The organism is Streptomyces sp. NPDC127595 (assembly GCF_042671685.1).
In the GTDB taxonomy this organism is placed as follows: domain Bacteria; phylum Actinomycetota; class Actinomycetes; order Streptomycetales; family Streptomycetaceae; genus Streptomyces.
The window spans coordinates 1-18,565 of sequence record NZ_JBHXWK010000005.1; the positions used below are offsets into that span (position 1 = coordinate 1).

Consider the following 18,565-nt stretch of genomic DNA (forward strand, 5'->3'; position numbering starts at 1 on the left):
CCTCCGCCACGGCGACGTCTCCAGCCGCAACGACCTCATCGACAAACTGGACGTCTACGTCATCGGCCGCAACGAATCCGCGAAGCCGTACAAGTGGACCTACGACGGAACCCCGCTCAAGACCACGTGAACAGTCCTCACACCCCTCCACGGACTTGCGCGGAGCGGCACTAGGCCCATGCCGGGATCCAGGTGTCGGCCTGGGCGTGCTCGGGCCGCCGCCCGGAGCTGAGGTGGTCGCGGAGTGCGGCCAGCACCGGATGCGGGTTGTCGCGGTGCCACACCAGTGAGTGCGGGTAGACCGGTGTCGGATCCCGCAGCGGGATGCGGCGCAGGCCGTGGTCGGCGGGCCAGACGAGGTGGGTCTGCTGCCCCACGAGGGTCACCAGCGACCGGGACTCGGCGATGGTGTCCAGCAGGGGCTTGGTGCCGAAGTCGGGGCCGGTGACCTCGATGGTCAGCCCGAACGCGGCGGCCAGGTCCTCGTAGTAGGCGCCCCACTCGGTTCCGGGAGCGAGGCCGGGCATCCAGATCCGGTGCCCGACGAGCTCGGCGGGCGTGACCGCACGGGCGGCGGCGAGCTCGTGGGCCGGTCCGACAAGAAGCTCGACCGGCTCGTCGAAGGCCCGGACGGCCCCGATGTCGTCGGGGAGCCGTCGGCCGGGCATCGTGATGGCCCGGAAGGACGCGTCGATCGTGCCGGACCGGATGGCGTCGACGGCCGCGTCGGCGTCGAAGCGGGTCACGACATCGAGTTCGACCTCGGGGTGCGCGCGCTGGAAGTCGCCCAGTACGGCGGCCGGGGCGAGCCGTCGGCCGATCACGTCGACGCGCAGCGGGCGGCGGCCGGGACGGACGGAGGCGACCGCGCGCTCCTCGGCCCGTAGCAGCTCGCGGGCGTGCGGCAGGAACGCCTGCCCGTCGATGGTGAGCTGCGCTCCGCGCGCGGTACGGGTGAACAGCCGTACGCCGAGGATCTTCTCCAGCGTGGCGACGCGCTTGGAGACGGCCTGCTGGGTGACCGCCAGTTCGGCGGCGGCGTCCTGGAACCGCCCCGCGTCCGCGGCGGCCACGAAGGTGCGCACAGCGGCGAGGTCCACACCCGTCATGCTAGTGACACAACCAATGGTTGTGGCTTCAGGCTGCTTGGTTGTTTGCTCTCGTCGCCCGCCACTCGCTTGGATGCCGGGGTCAGCGTGGGTTGTTCCGGGGCGGCGAGAGGTGCGGTGGGATGACGGGGAGACGGGCGCTGGGGCGGCGGTTCCGGTGGCTGTGGGCGTCGTTCGCCGTGAGCTCGTACGGTACGGCCCTCGGGTTCGGCGCGTTTCCCATGATCGCCGTGCTCGTGCTGCACTCCGGGCCGACCCAGGTGGCGGCGCTGGCTGCCGCGGGGCGGGCGGTGGGGGCCGTGGTGGCGGTGCCGCTCGGGCCGTGGGTGGAGTTCCGCCGCAAGCGGCCGGTCATGGTCGCGATGGACCTGACCCGGTTCTCGGCGCTGCTGAGCGTCCCCCTCGCGTTCGCGCTCGGCCTGCTCAGCTTCGCCCAGCTCCTCGTCGTCTCCGTAGTCGTGGCAGCGGCCAACATCGCGTTCAACGCGGCAAGCGGTGCGTACCTGAAGGCACTCGTGCCACCGGAGGACCTGATCGTCGCGAACAGCCGCTTCGAGTCCACGACATGGACCGCGACGACGGTCGGACCACCGCTCGGCGGAGCCGCGATCGGCATCTTCGGCCCGGTGACGACCGTGATCGCGGATGCGGTCAGCTATCTGCTCTCGGCCCTGGGCATCCGCGCGATCGGCGGAACGGACCCAAAGCCCACAAGGCCCACCGCACCACACCTACGAGCGGGCGACCTGCTCGAAGGCTGGCGCTACATCCTCACCCACCCCACCCTGCGCCCCCTGTTCTTCAACGTGCTCGCGGTCAACGGCCTGATCATGGCCTCCGAGCCACTGATCCTCGTACTCCTGCTGGGCGACCTCGGGTTCGCACCCTGGCAGTACGGCCTCGTGTTCGCGTCCCCCTGCATCGGTGGCCTCATCGGCGCACGCCTCTCACGCCGGCTCGTGCCGCGGTTCGGGCAGCACAGGGTGATGCGCATCTCCGGGGCCCTGCGTGCGTGCTGGCCCCTCGGTCTGGCGTTCGTCCAGCCCGGCGTCCCCGGGATCGTGCTCGTCATCGCCGTCCAGTTCGGCCTGGTGACCTGCATCGGCCTGTTCAACCCGGTACTGGCCACCTACCGCCTCGACCACACCGCCCCCGACCGGGTCGCCCGCACCCTCACCGCATGGTCGGTCAGCAGCAGCGCCACCATCGCGACCCTGACCGCCGCGTGGGGCCTGCTCGCCGCCGTCACCAGCCCGCGCACCGCCATCGCACTCGCGGGAGTCCTCCTCTTGGCCACCCCGCTACTGCTACCGCGCCACGAGTCCTCGCCCCAGGACAACCTCACCGCCGAGACCGAAACCCCAGAAGCCGTCGACCGCTTCTGAGCCCCGGACGGTCCCGTCCCGATGACTACATCCACCACCTGAACGTAGTCCACTTGCGCCGTGGCCAGGTGACCCCGCCCCGATCCTCAAGTGACTGTCGGGCCGCCCGCTCGCTTCTCCCCAGGGCTGGAGCTGGCCGAGTCAGGCCATGAACCATCAACGCGACGGGATCCGACAGTCAGCAACGAACCGCATCCAAGCCGCCTAGTCGCGCTTGGGCCAGATCGGGCCCTGGTCGGTCCAGATGACGCCCTTGTTGCGGCACAGGCAGAAGGGGTGGCCGATCGGGTCGGTGTAGACCTGCCAGCCGTAGCCATCGGGGCCGATGAAGTCCTGCCGTAGCGTCGCGCCGAGGTCGAGGACGCGGCGCTGCTCGGACTCGATCTCGTCCACTTCGAAGTCGAGGTGGAACTGCTTGGGGTGCTCGCTGTCGGGCCACTGCGGAGCGCGGTAGTCGTCCACCTGGATGAATGCCAACTCGATCTCGCCGAACTGGATGCCGGCCCAGTCCTCGGAGCTGCCTTCCTTGATCGGACGGCCCGTCACCTCGGAGTAGAAAGCCGCCAGCTTCATCGTGTCCGGGCAGTCGACAATGAAATCGGTGAGTCGCAGCATTCCGCGATCTTGTCACAAGCTCACATCCGCAGGTGCGGACCAGCAGCGGACTTCGGCGGAGCCGCTTAGCGGGCGAACGCGTCCATCAGGGTATCGATGCGCAGGCGCAGGTCGGCGGAGGTCGCGCCAGTGATGACGACGGAGACCTCGTTGCCGCCGAGCGTTCGCGAGACGGATGTCGAGGGAGTGGGACACACCGGGCAGGGCCAGGAGTACCAGGCGTCGGGGTCCTCGTCGTCAGTGGGTGCGAGGCCGATGGAGATGACGTCCCAGTCCGTGTCGTCGAGGTGGGTGCCGTTGTAGCGGGCCAGGGACTTCAGGAAGGAGCGGAGGTGGGGGCGCCAGATCCAGCCGTCCATCCGGTCCGACTCGGTTTCCGGATCGGCCACTTCGTCCGCCGAGTCCGCCGAGGTGTTCATGCGCAGGCCCGCGCTCACCGCGTGCCAGTCCAGCTGGTGAGGTGCAGGCCCGCCCAGAGGTCGAGGCCGCTGCAGGCATGGTGGGGGCCGTACGCGGCCGTGGGGAGTTGCGGAACGCGTCTGCAGCCGGTCTCGTCGAGGCGGTAGGGGGCGTCGAACGCCGCTTCCCAGCGGGCGAGTTCCGGAGAGAAGCGCTCCTGGGCCTGCACCACCCCGACCCCCAGATGCCGAGCTATGTCCTCCCAGGAACTCCCCCGTTCCCGCTCGTAGACCACGGCCAGGGCGAGCGTCCACTCCGCGAGTTCGGTCAGCTCGAGGGCCTGGCTCACACGACCGCCGGGACCGCTGTTCGCATCGTTGCGAGTGGCGACCAGCCCGCCGGCGCGGTCGGCAACGGTGACCGCGGCCCGGCTGAGGGCGAGGCGGCCGAGGGCGTCTCGGGAGTAGGCGCGGCGGTCGTCGTCGTAGGGGGTCGTTTCGGGTGGGGTCACGGGGCTCAGGGTTCCATGCGCCCATGTGTTCGTCGCTGCGATTTTTCGGCGGCATCGGTACAGGAAACAGAAACGTCCGGGCCGGCCCCTGCGGGCCCGCCCGGACGTCACTGATCACATGGTGCGGATGAATCAGACCAGGTCGAACCGGTCCAGGTTCGAGACCTTGACCCACGCGGCGACGAAGTCGTTCACGAACTTCTCCTTCGCGTCGTCGCTGGCGTAGACCTCGGCGACGGCGCGCAGCTCGGAGTTGGAGCCGAAGACCAGGTCGGCGCGGGTGCCGGTCCACTTGACCTGGCCCGAGGCGTCACGGCCCTCGAAGGTGTTCTGATCCTCGGAGGTCGCCGACCACGTCGTGCCCAGTTCGAGCAGGTTGACGAAGAAGTCGTTGGTGAGGACCTCCGGGGTGGTGGTGAAGACGCCGTGCTTGGAGTCCCCGTAGTTCGCACCCAGGACGCGCAGGCCGCCGACGAGGACCGTCAGCTCGGGCGCGCTCAGGTTCAGCAGGTTCGCCTTGTCGATCAGCAGGTACTCGGCCGGCAGGCGGTTGCCCTTGCCGAGGTAGTTGCGGAAACCGTCGACGGTCGGCTCGAGCGCGGCGAACGACTCGACGTCCGTCTGCTCCTGCGTGGCGTCCACGCGGCCCGGCGTGAAGGGGACCTCGACGTCGAAGCCGGCGTCCTTGGCGGCCTTCTCGACACCCGCGGCACCCGCGAGGACGATCAGGTCGGCCAGCGAGATCTGCTTGCCGCCGGCGTTGAAGGACGTCTGGATGCCCTCCAGGGTGCGCAGCACCTGCGCGAGCTGGTCCGGCTCGTTGACCTCCCAGCCGATCTGCGGCTGGAGACGGATACGCGCACCGTTGGCGCCGCCGCGCTTGTCGCTGCCACGGAAGGACGAGGTCGCCGCCCACGTGGTGGAGACGAGCTGGGAGACCGACAGACCCGAGGCGAGGATCTGGGCCTTGAGGGCGGAGATGTCCGCGGCGTCGACGAGCTCGTGGGTCACCGCGGGGAGCGGGTCCTGCCACAGCAGCGTCTCGGACGGAACCTCGGAGCCGAGGTAGCGCACGATCGGGCCGAGGTCGCGGTGGGTCAGCTTGAACCAGGCGCGGGCGAAGGCGTCGGCGAACTGGTCGGGGTTCTCGTAGAAGCGCCGCGAGATCTCCTCGTACGCCGGGTCGATGCGGAGCGCGAGGTCCGTCGTCAGCATCGTCGGAGCCTTGGTCTTCGACGGGTCGTGCGCGTCGGGGATGGTGCCCGCGCCCGCGCCGTCCTTCGCGACCCACTGGTTGGCGCCGGCGGGGCTGGACGTCAGCTCCCACTCGTAGCCGAACAGGTTCTGGAAGAAGTAGTTGCTCCACTGGGTCGGCGTCTGCGTCCAGGTGACCTCCAGGCCACTGGTGATCGCGTCGCCGCCCTTGCCGGTGCCGTAGCTGCTCTTCCAGCCGAAGCCCTGCGCCTCGATCGGGGCGGCCTCGGGGTCGTCGCCGACGGCGTCCGCCGGGCCCGCGCCGTGGGTCTTGCCGAAGGTGTGACCGCCCGCGATCAGGGCGACCGTCTCCTCGTCGTTCATCGCCATCCGGCGGAAGGTCTCACGGATGTCGCGGGCCGCGGCCAGCGGGTCCGGGTTTCCGTTCGGGCCCTCGGGGTTGACGTAGATGAGGCCCATCTGGACGGCGCCGAGCGGGTTCTCCAGCTCGCGGTCGCCGGTGTAGCGCTGGTCGTCGAGCCAGGTGGTCTCGGGACCCCAGTAGACGTCCTCGTCGGGCTCCCAGACGTCCGCGCGGCCGCCGGCGAAGCCGAAGGTCTCGAAGCCCATCGACTCCAGGGCGACATTGCCCGTGAGGATCATGAGGTCGGCCCACGAGATGCTCTGGCCGTACTTCTTCTTGACCGGCCACAGCAGACGGCGGGCCTTGTCCAGGTTGCCGTTGTCCGGCCAGCTGTTGAGGGGGGCGAAGCGCTGCTGGCCGGCGCCGGCGCCGCCGCGGCCGTCGCTGATGCGGTAGGTGCCCGCGCTGTGCCAGGCCATACGGATCATGAACGGGCCGTAGTGCCCGAAGTCGGCCGGCCACCACTCCTGCGAGTCCGTCAGCACCTCGGCGATGTCCGCCTTCACGGCGGCGAGGTCGAGGGTCTTGAACGCGGCGGCGTAGTCGAAGTCCTCACCGAGGGGGTTGGACACGGCAGGGTTCTTCGCAAGGATCTTCAGGTTGAGCCGCTCCGGCCACCACTGGCGGTTTCCGCCGCCCTGGGTCGGGTGCGGGGCTCGGTCGTGCGCGACCGGGCAGCCACCGCCGCCCTCCGTTTTCGCGTCTGTGACGATTGCGTCGTGGTTCTCAGTCATGGGAATCCTTCCGGACCTGGCGGATCACGGTGCTCAGGAACTGCGGGCGGTGGAACGGTCGGGCGGGGGGTACGAAGACTGGGGTGGGCGGCGGCGGAGTCGGGATGACCGGCCTCGCCGACCTGCGGAGGGCCTCACATACGACCGAGAGGGAGATATGGCTCGCGCGACCGCGCATCCCGGAGGGGATGGATCGCCTCGAAGCCGAGGTGGTCCCGTCACGTCTCTGTCTCATGCCGTACTGGAGTCTTCCTGTCCCTTGGCTATCGCCGGAACCGATCCTACGATGGACCGAGTCCAAGTCAAGAAGCGGGCCAAGCCCATATCCAACCGGGACCCGGACGTCCACCGGTAAACTCCGGGCATCCCACTGAACCTGAATAGGTGAACCGATATGAGTGACCTGCTGGAGCGACTGCGAGGACGTGGCTGGCGGATGACCTCCCAGCGACGTGTCGTTGCGGAGGTCCTCGACGGCGAGCACGTCCACCTCACGGCCGACGAGGTGCACGCCCGCGCGGCACAGCGACTGCCGGAGATCTCCCGCGCGACCGTCTACAACGCCCTGGGCGAGCTGGTCTCCCTCGGTGAGGTGCTCGAGGTCTCCACCGACGGCCGCGCCAAGCGCTACGACCCGAACGCCCACCACCCCCACCAGCACCTGGTGTGTTCCAACTGCGGCACCATTCGCGACGTCCACCCGGCCGGCAATCCACTGGCCGACCTCCCGGCGGAGGAGCGCTTCGGCTTCACGGTCTCCGAGGTCGAGGTCACCTACCGCGGACTGTGTCCCTCCTGCGCCTAGACCGGCATCGGCCCTTGGTCCTTGGCCTTCGCCCGTTTGTTACGCTCGGGGCGCGTCCCGTGGGGGAAGTCCGGTGAGAGTCCGGCGCTGACCCGCAACGGTAAGCGTGGCAGGCCGTTTCGGTCCGTCGCGTGAGCCCGATTACCCGCGGGGTGGCATGTGACCCGATGACGCTCGCCGCGGACTGCGAGAGGGGACCGCACGGTTCGGCTGTGCTGCCCATCCCTTGCTTGTGTTCACGAGGCGGCCCGAGGCTTAGGACCCGCCGCCCGTGCGCCGAATACCCGTCGTGCCGCTGGTGGTTGGGCTGGCGCTGTTGCTCTGTCTGTCGCTCCTCTGCGGGGTCGGGCTGGGCGCTTCGGGGATCGGGTGGGGGCGGGTACTGCGGTTTCTGTGGGCCGGGGTGACCGGCGGCGGTATCGAACCCGGTGACGTCGCCCCGTACACCATCGTCTGGGAGATCCGGCTGCCGCGTGTGGTGCTCGCCGCCGTCGTCGGTGCCGGGCTCGCGGCCGTCGGCGTCGCCGTACAGGCCATGGTGCGCAACGCGCTCGCCGATCCGTTCGTGCTCGGGATCTCCTCCGGCGCCGCCGTGGGCGCCAACGCCGTCATCCTGCTGGGCCTGTTCGCCGGTCTCGGGGTGTGGGCGCTGTCCGTCGCCGCCTTCGGGTCGGCGCTGGCCGCCATGGCGCTCGTCTACGCGGTGGCCAGATCACCGCTCGGGCTCACGCCGCTGCGCCTGGTGCTGACGGGGACGGCACTCGCGTACGGCTTCGAGGCCCTCACCACCATCATGGTCTTCGGCGCGGCCCGCGGTGAGGCCGCCCGGTCGGCGATGATGTGGCTCCTGGGCAGCCTGGGCGGCGCGACCTGGGAGAAGGTGCCGCTGGCCGCCGCGGTGGCGCTCGCGGGGTGGGCCTGGCTGCTGCGGCGGGCCGAGTCGCTGAACGCCCTCGCCATGGGCGACGAGACCGCCGCCGCGCTCGGCGTGCCGCCCGGGCGGTTGCGCCGGGAGCTGTTCCTCGTCACGGCCGGCGTGACCGGATGTGTGGTCGCCGTCAGCGGGGCCATCGGGTTCGTCGGACTGATGGTGCCGCATGTCGTACGGATGCTGGTCGGCGCCGATCATCGGCGGGTACTGGTGGTGGCGCCGCTCGCCGGAGCCGTCCTGCTGGTGTGGGCCGATGTGCTGTCCCGGCTGCTGCTCGCCCCGTGGGAGCTGCCGGTCGGCGTGATCACCGCCGTGGTCGGCGTGCCCGCCTTCCTGCTGCTGATGCGGCGCGGCGGCTATGCGTTCGGAGGGCACTGACCGATGCGGCTCGATGTGGAGGGCGTGTCCGTCGACGCCGGTGCCGTCCGGCTCGTGGACGACATTCGACTGAGCGTGGGCAGTGGGGACTTCGTCGGTCTCGTCGGGCCCAACGGGAGCGGCAAGTCGACGCTGTTGCGGTGCGTGTACCGGGCGTTGCGGCCGGCGGGCGGGGTGGTGCGGCTCGACGGGGACGACGTGCACACGATGGACCCGCGGGCCGCCGCCCGGCTGCTCGCCGCGCTGCCGCAGGAGTCGTCCGCCGAGTTCGACTTCACCGTCGCCGAGGTGGTCGGGATGGGGCGGCTGCCGCATCAGGGTCGTACCGCCAAGGAGGACCGGGCGATCTGCGCCGACGCCATGGCCCGTACCGGAGTCGCGCATCTCGCTGAACGCGGCTTCCTCGCGCTCTCCGGTGGCGAGAAGCAGCGCGTCCTGATCGCGCGGGCGCTCACCCAGCAGCCGCGCGTGCTGGTCCTGGACGAGCCGACCAACCACCTCGACATCGCCCACCAGTTGGACGTGCTGTCGCTGGTCCGGGGCAGTGGCCTGACCGTGCTGGCCGCCCTGCACGACCTCAACCTCGCCGCCGCCCACTGCGATCTGCTGTACGTGATCGACGGGGGCCGGGTCGTCGCGTCGGGCCCGCCGCACGACGTGCTCCAACCGGCGCTGTTGGCCGAGGTGTTCGGGGTCCGCGCCCATCCCGTGCGCCATCCGGAGACCGGTGCCGTGCAGTTGCTCTTCGACCTTCTCCCCTCGGCCCGATAAAGGAACTCCTCGTATGCGCAAGCCCGTTGCAGCAGCCGTGTGTCTCGCGACCCTCGCCACCGGATGCGGCGCCCAGGTCGAGACAGCGGAGTCGAAACCCGCGTCATCGGCCGTCACCCTCACCAACTGCGGCCAGAAAGTGACGTACGAGAAGATCCCCGAACGGGTCGTCACGAACGACGTCGGTATCACCGAGATCATGTTCGCGCTGGGCCTGGAGGACCGCATGGCCGGGTTCGCCATGCCCGACGACAAGGGCGATCTGACCGGCGTGCCCTGGAAGGACGGCTACGACGAGGTGAAGTGGCTGTCCAAGCAGCAGCTCACCCAGGAGAACGTCCTCGACGCCCGCGCCGACCTGGTCTTCGCCGGCTGGAACTACGGTTTCCGCGAGGACAGCGGCTTCACCCCGGACGCCCTGAAGAAGCTCGGCATCCCCTCGTACATCCTCACCGAGTCCTGCCGCAACGGCCGTACCGACTCCTCGCGCGGCATCATGCCGCCGCTGGACGCCCTGTACGCCGACCTCACCAACCTCGGGAAGCTCTTCGGCATCGAGCAGCGGGCGGCCACGCTGGTCGCGGACTTCAAGGAGCAGGTCGCCGCCGTGCAGGCCGAGGCCCCGACGGGCGCGGACCGGCCGAAGGTCTTCCTCTACGACAGCGGCCAGGACCAGCCGTTCACCTCCGGCCGGTACGCCGCCCCCGAGGAGATCATCAGCAAGGCGGGCGGCGTGAACATCACGCACGACCTCAACGACTCCTGGACGACGGTGGGTTGGGAGACCGTCGTCGAGCGCGACCCGGACGTCATCGTGATCTGCGACTACGGAGACGTCAGCGCCGAGGAGAAGCGCGAGTTCCTGCTGTCGTACGCGCCGTTGCGGAACGTCTCCGCCGTCAAGAACAAGCGGATCTTCGTCCTGGACTACGTCGACCTCGTCGAGAGCCCGCGCAACCCTTCGGCCATCGACCACCTGGGCGCCTATGTGCGGACGGTGGCGGAGACCGACGCCGCCTCATAGTCCCCACTCAGGTGGTGAAGCGCCGCACATACCCCCGCTGCCACGGCGTCTCCACCGCGTGCCGGTCGTAGTGGCGGCGTACGAAGTCCACGGCCTCGTCCGCCGGAACGCCGTCCAGGACCGCGAGACACGCCAGCGCCGTCCCGGTCCGCCCCCGGCCGCCACCGCAGGCCAGCTCGACACGGTCGGCGGAGGTGCGGCTCCAGGCGTCGGTAAGCAGTTCGACCGCGCGGGCCCGGTCGGCGGGCAGGCGGAAGTCCGGCCAGCGCAACCAGTGCGCCTCCCAGGGGACTTCGGGCGGCTGCTTGCCGAGGAGGTAAACGGCGTACGTCGGTGCAGGGCCGTCGGCGGGAAGCGGGCGGCGCAGCGCGCGGCCTCGGACCAGGCGGCCGGAGGGGAGGCGCAGGACGCCCGCGCCGTTCGGGTTCCAGGGCTCGGTCACGAGGCTCAACTTACCCCGCGTGACTCCTGCGCGGCCCGCGCTTCGATGCCGCGGAAGTGGACGGCCATGGCCCGCTCCGCGCCCTCGATGTCGTGGGCGCGCAGGGCGGTGACGATGTCGCGGTGGCGGCGGACGGTGACCTCGGGTGCCGGGTCGTCGGTCCAGCCGCGGATGCCGGAGACGCGGCGGAAGACGGTCCAGAAGGCGCCGAGGAGCTGGGGGACGAGAGCGTTGCCGAGGGAGGCGTACAGCAACTCGTGGAATTCGCGGTCGAGTTCGGCGAAGGGGCCACCGCTGTCCGGGCCCTTCGCCTCCACCCCGCCCGCGGTCTCCATCCTCGTCACGACCGATTCGAGCCGGTCCAGCTCCGCGTCGGAGAGCGTGCCCGCGACCCGGCGGATCAGCCCCTCCTCCAGCACCTCGCGGACCTGGAGTATCTCGGCCAGCGCGCTCGCGTCGTCGCTGGGCCGGGCGAGGGTCCGGAAGGTCAGGCCGTCCACCAGCGGTGTCAGCGAGGCCTCGCCGACGTACGTGCCGTAGCCGTGCCTTATGTCGACTATGTCGAGGGCCTGAAGGGCCTTGAGGGCCTCGCGGACGGAGTTGCGGCTGACACCGAGGTCCTCCATCAGCTCCGTCTCGGTGGGCAGCGGCGCACCGGCCCGGAGTTCGCGGTCGAGGATGAGCTGCATCACCTCGCGCTGTATCTGGCCGCCCAGCCGACGCTCGGGCCTGCGCCGGCCTCCGGTCTCCTCGGGCATGCGCCGCATCGTACGCTCGCTGGACATCCGACGTCCCACCTCCGGAATGAAGAAACGTCAATCAGCAATTGACCAGTCGTCAATTAGGCCTATTTCTCTGTGCCATTGGTCGCACCTTTGGAACATACGCCATTCGTGTGTGTTCTCTTGACCCCCCTTTCGCCCCCTCTTATGGTCACGCTGCCCCCTATGACGTAGGACGTCGTATCTCCCCCCGCCCGGACCACTCACTGGACCACTCCTCACTGGAGGAACCGTGCGCGACGTGACCCCCACTCCGGCGCTGCACCGCCGGTCGTTCCTGAAGTACACCGGCGCGCTGGGCGCGGCCGCCGCCGTCTCGTCGTCGCTGTCGGCGTGCTCGTGGGGGCCGGAGTCCACGAACGACACCGGTGGCGGAGGCAGCGGCGGGAACGGGACGCTGACCGCAGTCATCGGCTACGGGAACGACGGCAGCTGGGATCCGACGCAGACGGCGTCCGCCTTCTCCATGGCCGCCAACAACCACATCTACGAGGGCCTGCTCGACACGGACCCGATCTCCCGCGAGCCGTACGCCGCCCTCGCCACCCAGGTTCCCGCCGACCTCACCGGCACCTCCTGGAAGTTCGAGCTGCGCCCGGGCGCCCGGTTCCACGACGGGAAGCCCGTCACCGCCGACGACGTGGTGTTCGTGTTCGACCGGATCCTCGATCCGAAGACGCAGACGCTCGGCAAAGGCTTCTTCGCGAGCTGGCTGCAGGAAGTCAGGAAGATCGACGCGATGAACGTCGAGCTGCTGCTCAAGTTCCCCTTCCCCGAAGGGGTTTCGCGGCTCACCCTCGCGAAGGTCATGCCCAAGCACGTCTTCTCCCAGCCGGGCGCCTGGGACGACGCGATCCGGGGCAAGGCGATCGGCTCGGGACCGTACCGGCAGACCGCCCACCACCCGAAGTCGAACACCACCTTCGAGGCCTTCGCCGACTACAACGGCCCGCGCAGGGCGGCCTTCAAGAAGATGAACTGGCTGACGATGGTGGACGCCGCGCCGCGCGTCGCGAAGATCTCGGGGGCGAGCGCCGGGGCGCCGATCGCCGACAACATCCCGTACGCCAACATCCAGCAGCTCAGGAAGGGCGGCATGACCGTCGAGGGCGGCGCGGGGATGAACAACCTCTTCCTGATGTTCAACACCCAGCGCAAACCCTTCGACGATGTGCGGGTGCGGCAGGCGCTGCACTACGCCATCGACACCGACAAGATGGTCGAGGTCGCGCTCAAGGGGCACGGCAGGCCGTCGAGTTCGTTCCTCAACGAGGGCAACCCGGGCTACCGGCCCGCGAAGACCGTCTACGCGTACGACCCGGAGAAGGCCAAGCAGCTGCTGGCGGAGGCCGGGGTCAAGGGTCTGAAGGTCAACATCATGGCGGTCAACGTCAGTTGGATCGTGGACTGCCTGCCGACGATCAAGGCGTCCTGGGACGCGATCGGCGTGAAGACGACGCTCGACCCGCAGGAGACGACGGCCGTCTTCACGAAGATGGACCAGAAGCAGGACTACCAGGTGGTCGCCGCGGCCTCGAACCCCAACCAGTTCGGCCTCGACGCGGACCTGATCATGCACTACAACTACGGCCCGCAGAACCTGTGGATGGGCTACGCCCGCTGGGCCGGCAACTCCGTCGCCAAGAAGCTCTTCAAGGACATGGACCAGGCGACCCGGGAGCCGGACGCCACCCGGAAGAAGACGATGATCCAGGACTACATCGACGTCGTCGCCGAACAGGCCGTGCTCTATCCGGTCGTGCACAACGAGCTGATGACCGCCTGGGACCCGAAGAAGCTCACGGGGATAAGGGCACAGCCCTACCCCGGGATCAACCTCCTGCAAGCCAAGTGGGTTTAGACCGGAGGTAGTCAGCACGTGGTCACCGTCGTCAGAATCCTGCTCCGCCGCATCGCCCTGCTCGTGCCGCTGATGCTCGGGATCGTCCTGTTCGTGTTCATCGTGATGCGCTTCTCGGACGTCGACCCGGCATCCGCCTTCTTCCAGGGCGCCAACCCGACACCACAGCAACTGACCGACTTCCGGGAGCAGAACGGACTCCTCGACCCGCTCCCGGTGCGCTACTTCCACTTCCTGGGCGACCTGCTCCACGGCGACCTGGGCACCAGCGCGCTGACCAGAGCGCCGGTCCTCGAACAGGTCACCACCGCGCTGCCGCTCACCCTCCAGCTCACCTTCCTGGGCCTCGGCATCGCCGTGGTGCTCGCGCTGCTCGGCGGGGTCACCGCCGCGATCTACCGCGACCGGCTGCCCGACCAGATCATCCGCGTCGTCTCGCTGACGGGTGTCGCGGCGCCCGGCTTCTGGCTGGCGCTGCTGATGATCCAGTATCTGGCCGTCGACCTGGGCTGGTTCCCGACCGGCGGCTACATCAACCCGGGCGACTCGCTGACCGGCTGGCTCAAGACGATGACGCTGCCCGCCCTCGCGCTGTCGCTGCCGGTCGCCGCGCAGCTCACCCGGATCGTGCGCACCTCCGTGGTCGAGGAGCTGGACAAGGACTACGTGCGGACGGCGATCGGCAGCGGCCTGCCGCCCCACGTCGTGGTCGGCCGCAACGTCCTGCGCAACGCCCTGATGAACCCGCTCACCGTGCTCGGGCTGCGCGTGGGCTATCTGCTCGGCGGGGCGGTCGTCATCGAGACGATCTTCTCGCTGCCCGGCATGGGAAAGCTGATGATCGACGCCGTGAAGAACGGTGACCCGGCGGTCGTACAGGGCGTCGTCCTGACCACGGCCACCGGGTTCGTCGTCGTGAACCTCGCCATCGACATCCTGTATCTGCTGGTCAACCCGCGGCTGAGGGAGGCGACCTGATGTTCTCTCGCAAACGGCTCACCGAGGTGCTGTCCCGTCCGGGCATCCGGCTGCGCGGCTGGCGCCGGCTGCCCCTGCTGTCCAAGATCGCCGTCTGCTTCCTGGCCCTGGTGGTGCTGGTGGCGGTGTTCGCGCCGCTGCTCGCCCCGGACGACCCGCTCGACCAGCAGACGCCGGTCGGCGGCACCGGCGCCCCCTCGGCGAGCCACTGGATGGGGCAGGACAGCCTCGGCCGGGACATCATGAGCCGGCTGATGTACGGCGCACGCTGGTCGCTGGCCATCGGCCTGGGCGCCACCGCGCTCGCCCTCGTCGTGGGAGCGCTCCTCGGCGCGGTCGCCGCGACCTCGCGCAAGGCGGTCGACGAGACGCTGATGCGCTGCCTGGACGTCGTCATGGCGTTCCCGGGCATCGCGCTGGCTGCCGTCCTGGTCGCCGTGTTCGGCGGCGGGATCACGGTCCTGATCTGCGCGATCGCCTTCCTGTTCACGCCGTCGGTGGCGAGGGTCGTACGGGCGAACGTCCTCGACCAGTACGGCGAGGACTACGTCACCGCCGAGCACGTCATCGGCGCCCGCACCCCGCACATCGTCATCAAGCACGTGGCCGTCAACTGCGCCGCGCCCATCCTGGTGTTCTGCACCGTGCAGGTCGCCGAGGCCATCGTCTTCGAGGCCTCGCTGTCCTTCATCGGCGCGGGAGTCCGGCCCCCGGACCCGTCCTGGGGCAGCGTCATCGCGGACGGCAAGAACATGGTGCTGACCGGCGGCTGGTGGGCCACGGTCTTCCCGGGCCTGCTGATGCTGCTCACCGTGCTGTCGCTGAACATCCTCTCCGAGGGCGTCTCGGACGCCTGGGCCGCGCCCGCCGCGCGGGACGTGCCGGCACGAGAGGCGAAGGACCGTCTTGAGGCCCCCGAGCCCGGCAGCGGCAAGGTCCTGGACCTGCCGGGGCTCACCCAGGCCGCCGCCCGGCTACGCAGCCGGGCCCGCCCCCTTCCCGAGGGCGCCCTGCCCGTCCTGGCCGTCGAGAACCTGGCCATCGGCTTCGATGCCCGCCACGGGGGTGTGGACATCGTCGACGGCATCAGCTTCGAGGTGCAGCCGGGTGAGGTGCTGGGGCTGGTGGGCGAGTCCGGCTGCGGCAAGTCACTGACCGCGCTGACGATCATGGGCCTGGAGCCGAAGGGCGCCCGGGTCCGCGGCCATGTCCGTTTCAACCAGCGGCAGTTGGTGGGCGAGCCGATGCGCGCCCGGCGCAAGCTGCTCGGCCACGAGATGGCGATGATCTACCAGGACGCGCTGTCGTCCCTGAACCCGGCGATGACGATCAGGTCGCAGCTCAAACAGGTCGTACGGCGAGGCGGCCGCCGCACCCCCGCGGAACTCCTCGAACTGGTCGGCCTCGACCCCGAACGCACCCTGCGCAGCTACCCCCACGAGCTCTCCGGCGGCCAGCGCCAACGCGTCCTGATCGCCATGGCCCTGTCCCGCGACCCCAAGCTGATCGTCGCCGACGAACCGACGACCGCCCTCGACGTGACCGTCCAGGCACAGGTCATGGAGCTGCTGCTACGGCTGCGCGCCGAACTGGACTTCGCGCTGATCCTCGTCTCGCACGACCTCGCGCTGATCTCGGCGGTCACCGACCGGGTGGTCGTCATGTACGGCGGCCAGATCGTCGAGGTCGGGGTGACCGCCGACCTGGTGGAGGAACCGGCCCACCACTACACGCGCGGCCTCCTCGGCAGTGTCCTGTCGCTGGAGACGGCGGCCGAACGGATGACGCAGATCAAGGGCGTCGTCCCCTCCCCCGCCGACTTCCCGGCGGGCTGCCGCTTCGCCGACCGCTGCCCGATGGCGAGCGAGCGCTGCCGCGACACCGCGCCCGACCTGCTGGGCAGCCGCTACCACCTGGCGGCCTGCCACCACCCGGCGATCGACCTGACGCCGGAGCCGACCGGAAGCGAGGTCGTGAATTGAACGCGCCGGCCGGCGAGAACGGGGTTCCTGCGGTGACTTCTCTGGTGGCACTCTCCGACGCCCACGTCGTCCACAAGGCCCGCACCGGCGGCCTGTTCTCCCGCGACCGGGTGTACGCCCTGACCGGCGCCGACCTCACCATCGCGCCCGGCGAGACGGTCGGCGTCGTCGGTGAGTCCGGCTGCGGCAAGTCGACGCTCGCCAAGGTGCTGGTGGGGGTGCAGCAGCCGACGTACGGCACGGTGACGTTCGGTGGCCGGGACCTGTGGTCGCTGAACCCCGCCGAGCGGCGCAAGGCCGTCGGCGGCAGCACCGGCATGATCTTCCAGGACCCCTCGACCGCCCTGAACCGTCGCCTGACGGTCCGGCGGATCCTGCGGGACCCGCTGGACGTCCACAAGCGCGGCACGCCCGCCCAGCGCGAGGAGCGGGTCAAGGAACTGATGGAACTGGTCGGCCTGCCCCGCGTGCTGGCCGACGGCCTGCCGGGCCAGCTCTCCGGCGGCCAGCGCCAGCGCGTGGCCATCGCCCGCGCACTCGCCCTGGACCCCGACCTCGTCGTGGCCGACGAACCGACGAGCGCGCTCGACGTGTCGGTCCGCGCCCAGATCCTGAACCTCCTCCTGGACCTCAAGGAACGCCTGGGCCTGGCCCTCGTCTTCGTCTCGCACGACATCCAGACGGTACGCAGGATGAGCGACCGGGTGATCACGATGTACCTCGGCCGGATCGTCGAGGAGTCCCCGGCCCACGAGGTCACCGACAGCTCCCGGCACCCGTACACCCGGGCCCTCTTCTCCGCCACCCCGGGCCTCCTGGACCCCATCGACCCGATCCCCCTGGTGGGCCCCGTCCCCTCGGCGACCCGTCCACCGTCCGGCTGCCCCTTCCGTACCCGGTGCTGGAAGGCGGACGAGGTGTGCGCGGGTGCCATGCCGGACTTCACGGCCGCGTCACGCCCCGATCACCGCTACCGGTGCCACCATCCTGTTGAGGAGGGCCAGTCCACGCGCGACCTGGTCGCGCAGGCGCTGTCCGCCTCGCCGGCCGCCGTCATGGCCGACGTCCCGTTCGAGCACCATCCCAGGGAGCCTTCATGACGATCCCCGCCCCGCTGACCGGTGTCGTCCCACCCGTCTGCACGCCCCTGACACCGGCCCGCGAGGTGGACGTCCCCTCGCTCATCAGGCTCGTGGACCATCTGGTGGAGGGCGGGGTGCACGGACTGTTCGTGCTCGGCTCGTCGGCCGAGGCCGCCTATCTGACGGACACTCACCGGCGGCTCGTCGTCTCCACGGTCGTCTCGCACGTCGGCGGGCAGCTTCCCGTCCTCGCCGGGGCGATCGACATGACCACGCCGCGCGTCCTCGACCACATCGGGTACGCCACCGCGGCGGGCGCCGACGCCGTCGTCGTCACCGCCCCCTTCTACACCCGCACCCACCCCGCCGAGATCGCCCGCCACTTCCGTGTCCTCGCCGCGCGGTCCTCCGTGCCCGTCTTCGCCTACGACATGCCCGCGTCCGTCCACACCAAGCTGAGCCCCGAGCTCGTCCTCGAACTCGCCGCCGACGGCGCACTCGCCGGCCTCAAGGACTCCAGCGGCGACCTCGCGAGCTTCCGCTCCGTCGTCATGGGCGCCCGCTCACACCCCGGCATCACCGGCTTCAGCGTCCTCACCGGCTCCGAACTCGTCGTCGACTCCGCGCTCGCGCTCGGGGCGGACGGGGTCGTGCCCGGGCTGGCGAACGTCGACCCCGAGGGGTACGTGCGCCTGTACCGGCTCTGCCAGGACGGGGACTGGGGGCGGGCCCGGGCCGAGCAGGAGCGGCTGTGTTCCTTGTTCGGGATGGTGGGGGTCGGTGACCCCGCCCGGATGGGGGGTAGCTCCGCCGGGCTCGGTGCCTTCAAGGCGGGACTGTATCTACGGGGGATCATCGACTGCCCGATCACGGCGGAGCCGCAGGTCGCCTTGTCGGAGGGGGAGATCGAACGGGTGGGGAAGTATCTGGCGACGGCGGGGTTGCTGTAGGGGTTTTCGCCCCCTCCGCCCCTGCCCATTCCCGTCCCTTGGGGGCTCCGCCCCCAAACCCCCGCTCCTCAAACGCCGGAGGGGCTGAATTTCCCCGGCCGGGGCTAGAGATCTTTTAGCCCGTCCGGCGTTTGAGGACGAGCGCGTTCAGCGCGAAGCGGGGGTCTGGGGGCGGCAGCCCCCAGGAACAAGGGACGGGAAGGGGGTG

Annotated in this window: 17 protein-coding genes and 1 riboswitch; of the genes, 10 read left to right on the forward strand and 7 right to left on the reverse strand. The window is 70.0% G+C overall.

What is annotated here, in order from left to right:
• Positions 1–170 precede the first annotated feature (170 nt).
• Positions 171–1,109: a LysR family transcriptional regulator gene (locus ACFVKT_RS17055; RefSeq protein ID WP_385732159.1), complete on the reverse strand. Its 939-nt coding sequence runs from the start codon at positions 1,107–1,109 to the stop codon at positions 171–173.
• A gap of 122 nt (positions 1,110–1,231) precedes the next feature.
• Here ACFVKT_RS17055 and ACFVKT_RS17060 point away from each other — a divergent pair, with 122 nt between their 5' ends.
• Complete coding sequence (locus tag ACFVKT_RS17060; protein WP_385732161.1) at positions 1,232–2,494, forward strand: MFS transporter; 1,263 nt, start codon at positions 1,232–1,234, stop codon at positions 2,492–2,494.
• A gap of 204 nt (positions 2,495–2,698) precedes the next feature.
• Here the strand turns inward: ACFVKT_RS17060 and ACFVKT_RS17065 are convergent, their stop codons facing one another.
• From ACFVKT_RS17065 to katG, 4 genes are all read right to left on the reverse strand, one after another.
• Positions 2,699–3,109 carry a VOC family protein gene (locus tag ACFVKT_RS17065; RefSeq protein WP_385732163.1) on the reverse strand — a complete coding sequence of 137 codons (411 nt, stop codon included), beginning with the start codon at positions 3,107–3,109 and terminating at the stop codon, positions 2,699–2,701.
• A gap of 65 nt (positions 3,110–3,174) precedes the next feature.
• Positions 3,175–3,546, reverse strand: a complete 372-nt coding sequence (locus tag ACFVKT_RS17070) for a hypothetical protein (protein WP_385732165.1) — start codon at positions 3,544–3,546, stop codon at positions 3,175–3,177.
• Positions 3,543–4,019 (reverse strand): hypothetical protein, encoded by a 477-nt coding sequence (locus ACFVKT_RS17075; RefSeq protein WP_385732167.1) that lies wholly within the window; start codon positions 4,017–4,019, stop codon positions 3,543–3,545. The genes ACFVKT_RS17070 and ACFVKT_RS17075 overlap by 4 nt, the downstream gene beginning before the upstream one ends.
• Positions 4,020–4,151: 132 nt before the next feature.
• Positions 4,152–6,371, reverse strand: coding sequence for a catalase/peroxidase HPI (gene katG, locus ACFVKT_RS17080; RefSeq protein WP_385732170.1), 2,220 nt, complete (start codon positions 6,369–6,371; stop codon positions 4,152–4,154).
• A 394-nt stretch (positions 6,372–6,765) separates the two neighbouring features.
• On the opposite strand from katG, the gene ACFVKT_RS17085 reads away from it, so the two are divergent.
• The 4 genes from ACFVKT_RS17085 to ACFVKT_RS17100 all read left to right on the forward strand — a co-directional run bounded on the left by ACFVKT_RS17085 (position 6,766) and on the right by ACFVKT_RS17100 (position 10,280).
• Positions 6,766–7,176, forward strand: coding sequence for a Fur family transcriptional regulator (locus ACFVKT_RS17085; RefSeq protein WP_365439009.1), 411 nt, complete (start codon positions 6,766–6,768; stop codon positions 7,174–7,176).
• Positions 7,177–7,191: 15 nt separating this feature from the next.
• Positions 7,192–7,344, forward strand: a riboswitch (cobalamin riboswitch).
• 103 nt (positions 7,345–7,447) lie between these two features.
• Positions 7,448–8,485: a FecCD family ABC transporter permease gene (locus tag ACFVKT_RS17090; RefSeq protein ID WP_385732172.1), complete on the forward strand. Its 1,038-nt coding sequence runs from the start codon at positions 7,448–7,450 to the stop codon at positions 8,483–8,485.
• Between the two features lie 3 nt (positions 8,486–8,488).
• Entirely contained in the window at positions 8,489–9,256 is a 768-nt protein-coding gene (locus ACFVKT_RS17095; protein WP_385732174.1) for an ABC transporter ATP-binding protein, read from the forward strand.
• 13 nt (positions 9,257–9,269) lie between these two features.
• Positions 9,270–10,280 (forward strand): ABC transporter substrate-binding protein, encoded by a 1,011-nt coding sequence (locus ACFVKT_RS17100; protein ID WP_385732176.1) that lies wholly within the window; start codon positions 9,270–9,272, stop codon positions 10,278–10,280.
• 7 nt (positions 10,281–10,287) lie between these two features.
• On the opposite strand, the gene ACFVKT_RS17105 is transcribed toward ACFVKT_RS17100, so the two are convergent.
• Complete coding sequence (locus tag ACFVKT_RS17105) at positions 10,288–10,722, reverse strand: protein-tyrosine phosphatase family protein (protein ID WP_385732178.1); 435 nt, start codon at positions 10,720–10,722, stop codon at positions 10,288–10,290.
• Between the two features lie 5 nt (positions 10,723–10,727).
• A complete protein-coding gene (locus ACFVKT_RS17110) occupies positions 10,728–11,489 on the reverse strand; it encodes a FadR/GntR family transcriptional regulator (protein WP_385733145.1) in 762 nt (253 codons plus the stop codon).
• 247 nt (positions 11,490–11,736) lie between these two features.
• Here ACFVKT_RS17110 and ACFVKT_RS17115 point away from each other — a divergent pair, with 247 nt between their 5' ends.
• From ACFVKT_RS17115 to ACFVKT_RS17135, 5 genes are read left to right on the forward strand one after another with little or no spacing between them, the layout of a single operon-like run.
• Positions 11,737–13,365, forward strand: coding sequence for an ABC transporter substrate-binding protein (locus ACFVKT_RS17115; RefSeq protein WP_385732180.1), 1,629 nt, complete (start codon positions 11,737–11,739; stop codon positions 13,363–13,365).
• 18 nt (positions 13,366–13,383) lie between these two features.
• Complete coding sequence (locus ACFVKT_RS17120) at positions 13,384–14,343, forward strand: ABC transporter permease (RefSeq protein ID WP_385732182.1); 960 nt, start codon at positions 13,384–13,386, stop codon at positions 14,341–14,343.
• Positions 14,343–16,325: a dipeptide/oligopeptide/nickel ABC transporter permease/ATP-binding protein gene (locus ACFVKT_RS17125; RefSeq protein WP_385732184.1), complete on the forward strand. Its 1,983-nt coding sequence runs from the start codon at positions 14,343–14,345 to the stop codon at positions 16,323–16,325. The genes ACFVKT_RS17120 and ACFVKT_RS17125 overlap by 1 nt, the downstream gene beginning before the upstream one ends.
• Positions 16,326–16,357: 32 nt before the next feature.
• Positions 16,358–17,425, forward strand: coding sequence for an oligopeptide/dipeptide ABC transporter ATP-binding protein (locus ACFVKT_RS17130; RefSeq protein ID WP_385732186.1), 1,068 nt, complete (start codon positions 16,358–16,360; stop codon positions 17,423–17,425).
• Positions 17,422–18,357 carry a dihydrodipicolinate synthase family protein gene (locus ACFVKT_RS17135; protein WP_385732188.1) on the forward strand — a complete coding sequence of 312 codons (936 nt, stop codon included), beginning with the start codon at positions 17,422–17,424 and terminating at the stop codon, positions 18,355–18,357. The genes ACFVKT_RS17130 and ACFVKT_RS17135 overlap by 4 nt, the downstream gene beginning before the upstream one ends.
• The last annotated feature ends 208 nt before the right edge of the window (positions 18,358–18,565 follow it).

Excerpts from the sequence above, each read along its gene's own strand:
- ACFVKT_RS17065 (WP_385732163.1), bottom strand. The coding sequence starts at position 3,109 with ATGCTGCGACTCACCGATTTCATTGTCGACTGCCCGGACACGATGAAG.
- ACFVKT_RS17060 (WP_385732161.1), top strand. The coding sequence starts at position 1,232 with ATGACGGGGAGACGGGCGCTGGGGCGGCGGTTCCGGTGGCTGTGGGCG.
- ACFVKT_RS17135 (WP_385732188.1), top strand. The coding sequence starts at position 17,422 with ATGACGATCCCCGCCCCGCTGACCGGTGTCGTCCCACCCGTCTGCACG.
- ACFVKT_RS17095 (WP_385732174.1), top strand. The coding sequence starts at position 8,489 with ATGCGGCTCGATGTGGAGGGCGTGTCCGTCGACGCCGGTGCCGTCCGG.
- ACFVKT_RS17110 (WP_385733145.1), bottom strand. The coding sequence starts at position 11,489 with ATGCGGCGCATGCCCGAGGAGACCGGAGGCCGGCGCAGGCCCGAGCGT.
- ACFVKT_RS17100 (WP_385732176.1), top strand. The coding sequence starts at position 9,270 with ATGCGCAAGCCCGTTGCAGCAGCCGTGTGTCTCGCGACCCTCGCCACC.
- ACFVKT_RS17055 (WP_385732159.1), bottom strand. The coding sequence starts at position 1,109 with ATGACGGGTGTGGACCTCGCCGCTGTGCGCACCTTCGTGGCCGCCGCG.
- ACFVKT_RS17125 (WP_385732184.1), top strand. The coding sequence starts at position 14,343 with ATGTTCTCTCGCAAACGGCTCACCGAGGTGCTGTCCCGTCCGGGCATC.
- ACFVKT_RS17085 (WP_365439009.1), top strand. The coding sequence starts at position 6,766 with ATGAGTGACCTGCTGGAGCGACTGCGAGGACGTGGCTGGCGGATGACC.
- katG (WP_385732170.1), bottom strand. The coding sequence starts at position 6,371 with ATGACTGAGAACCACGACGCAATCGTCACAGACGCGAAAACGGAGGGC.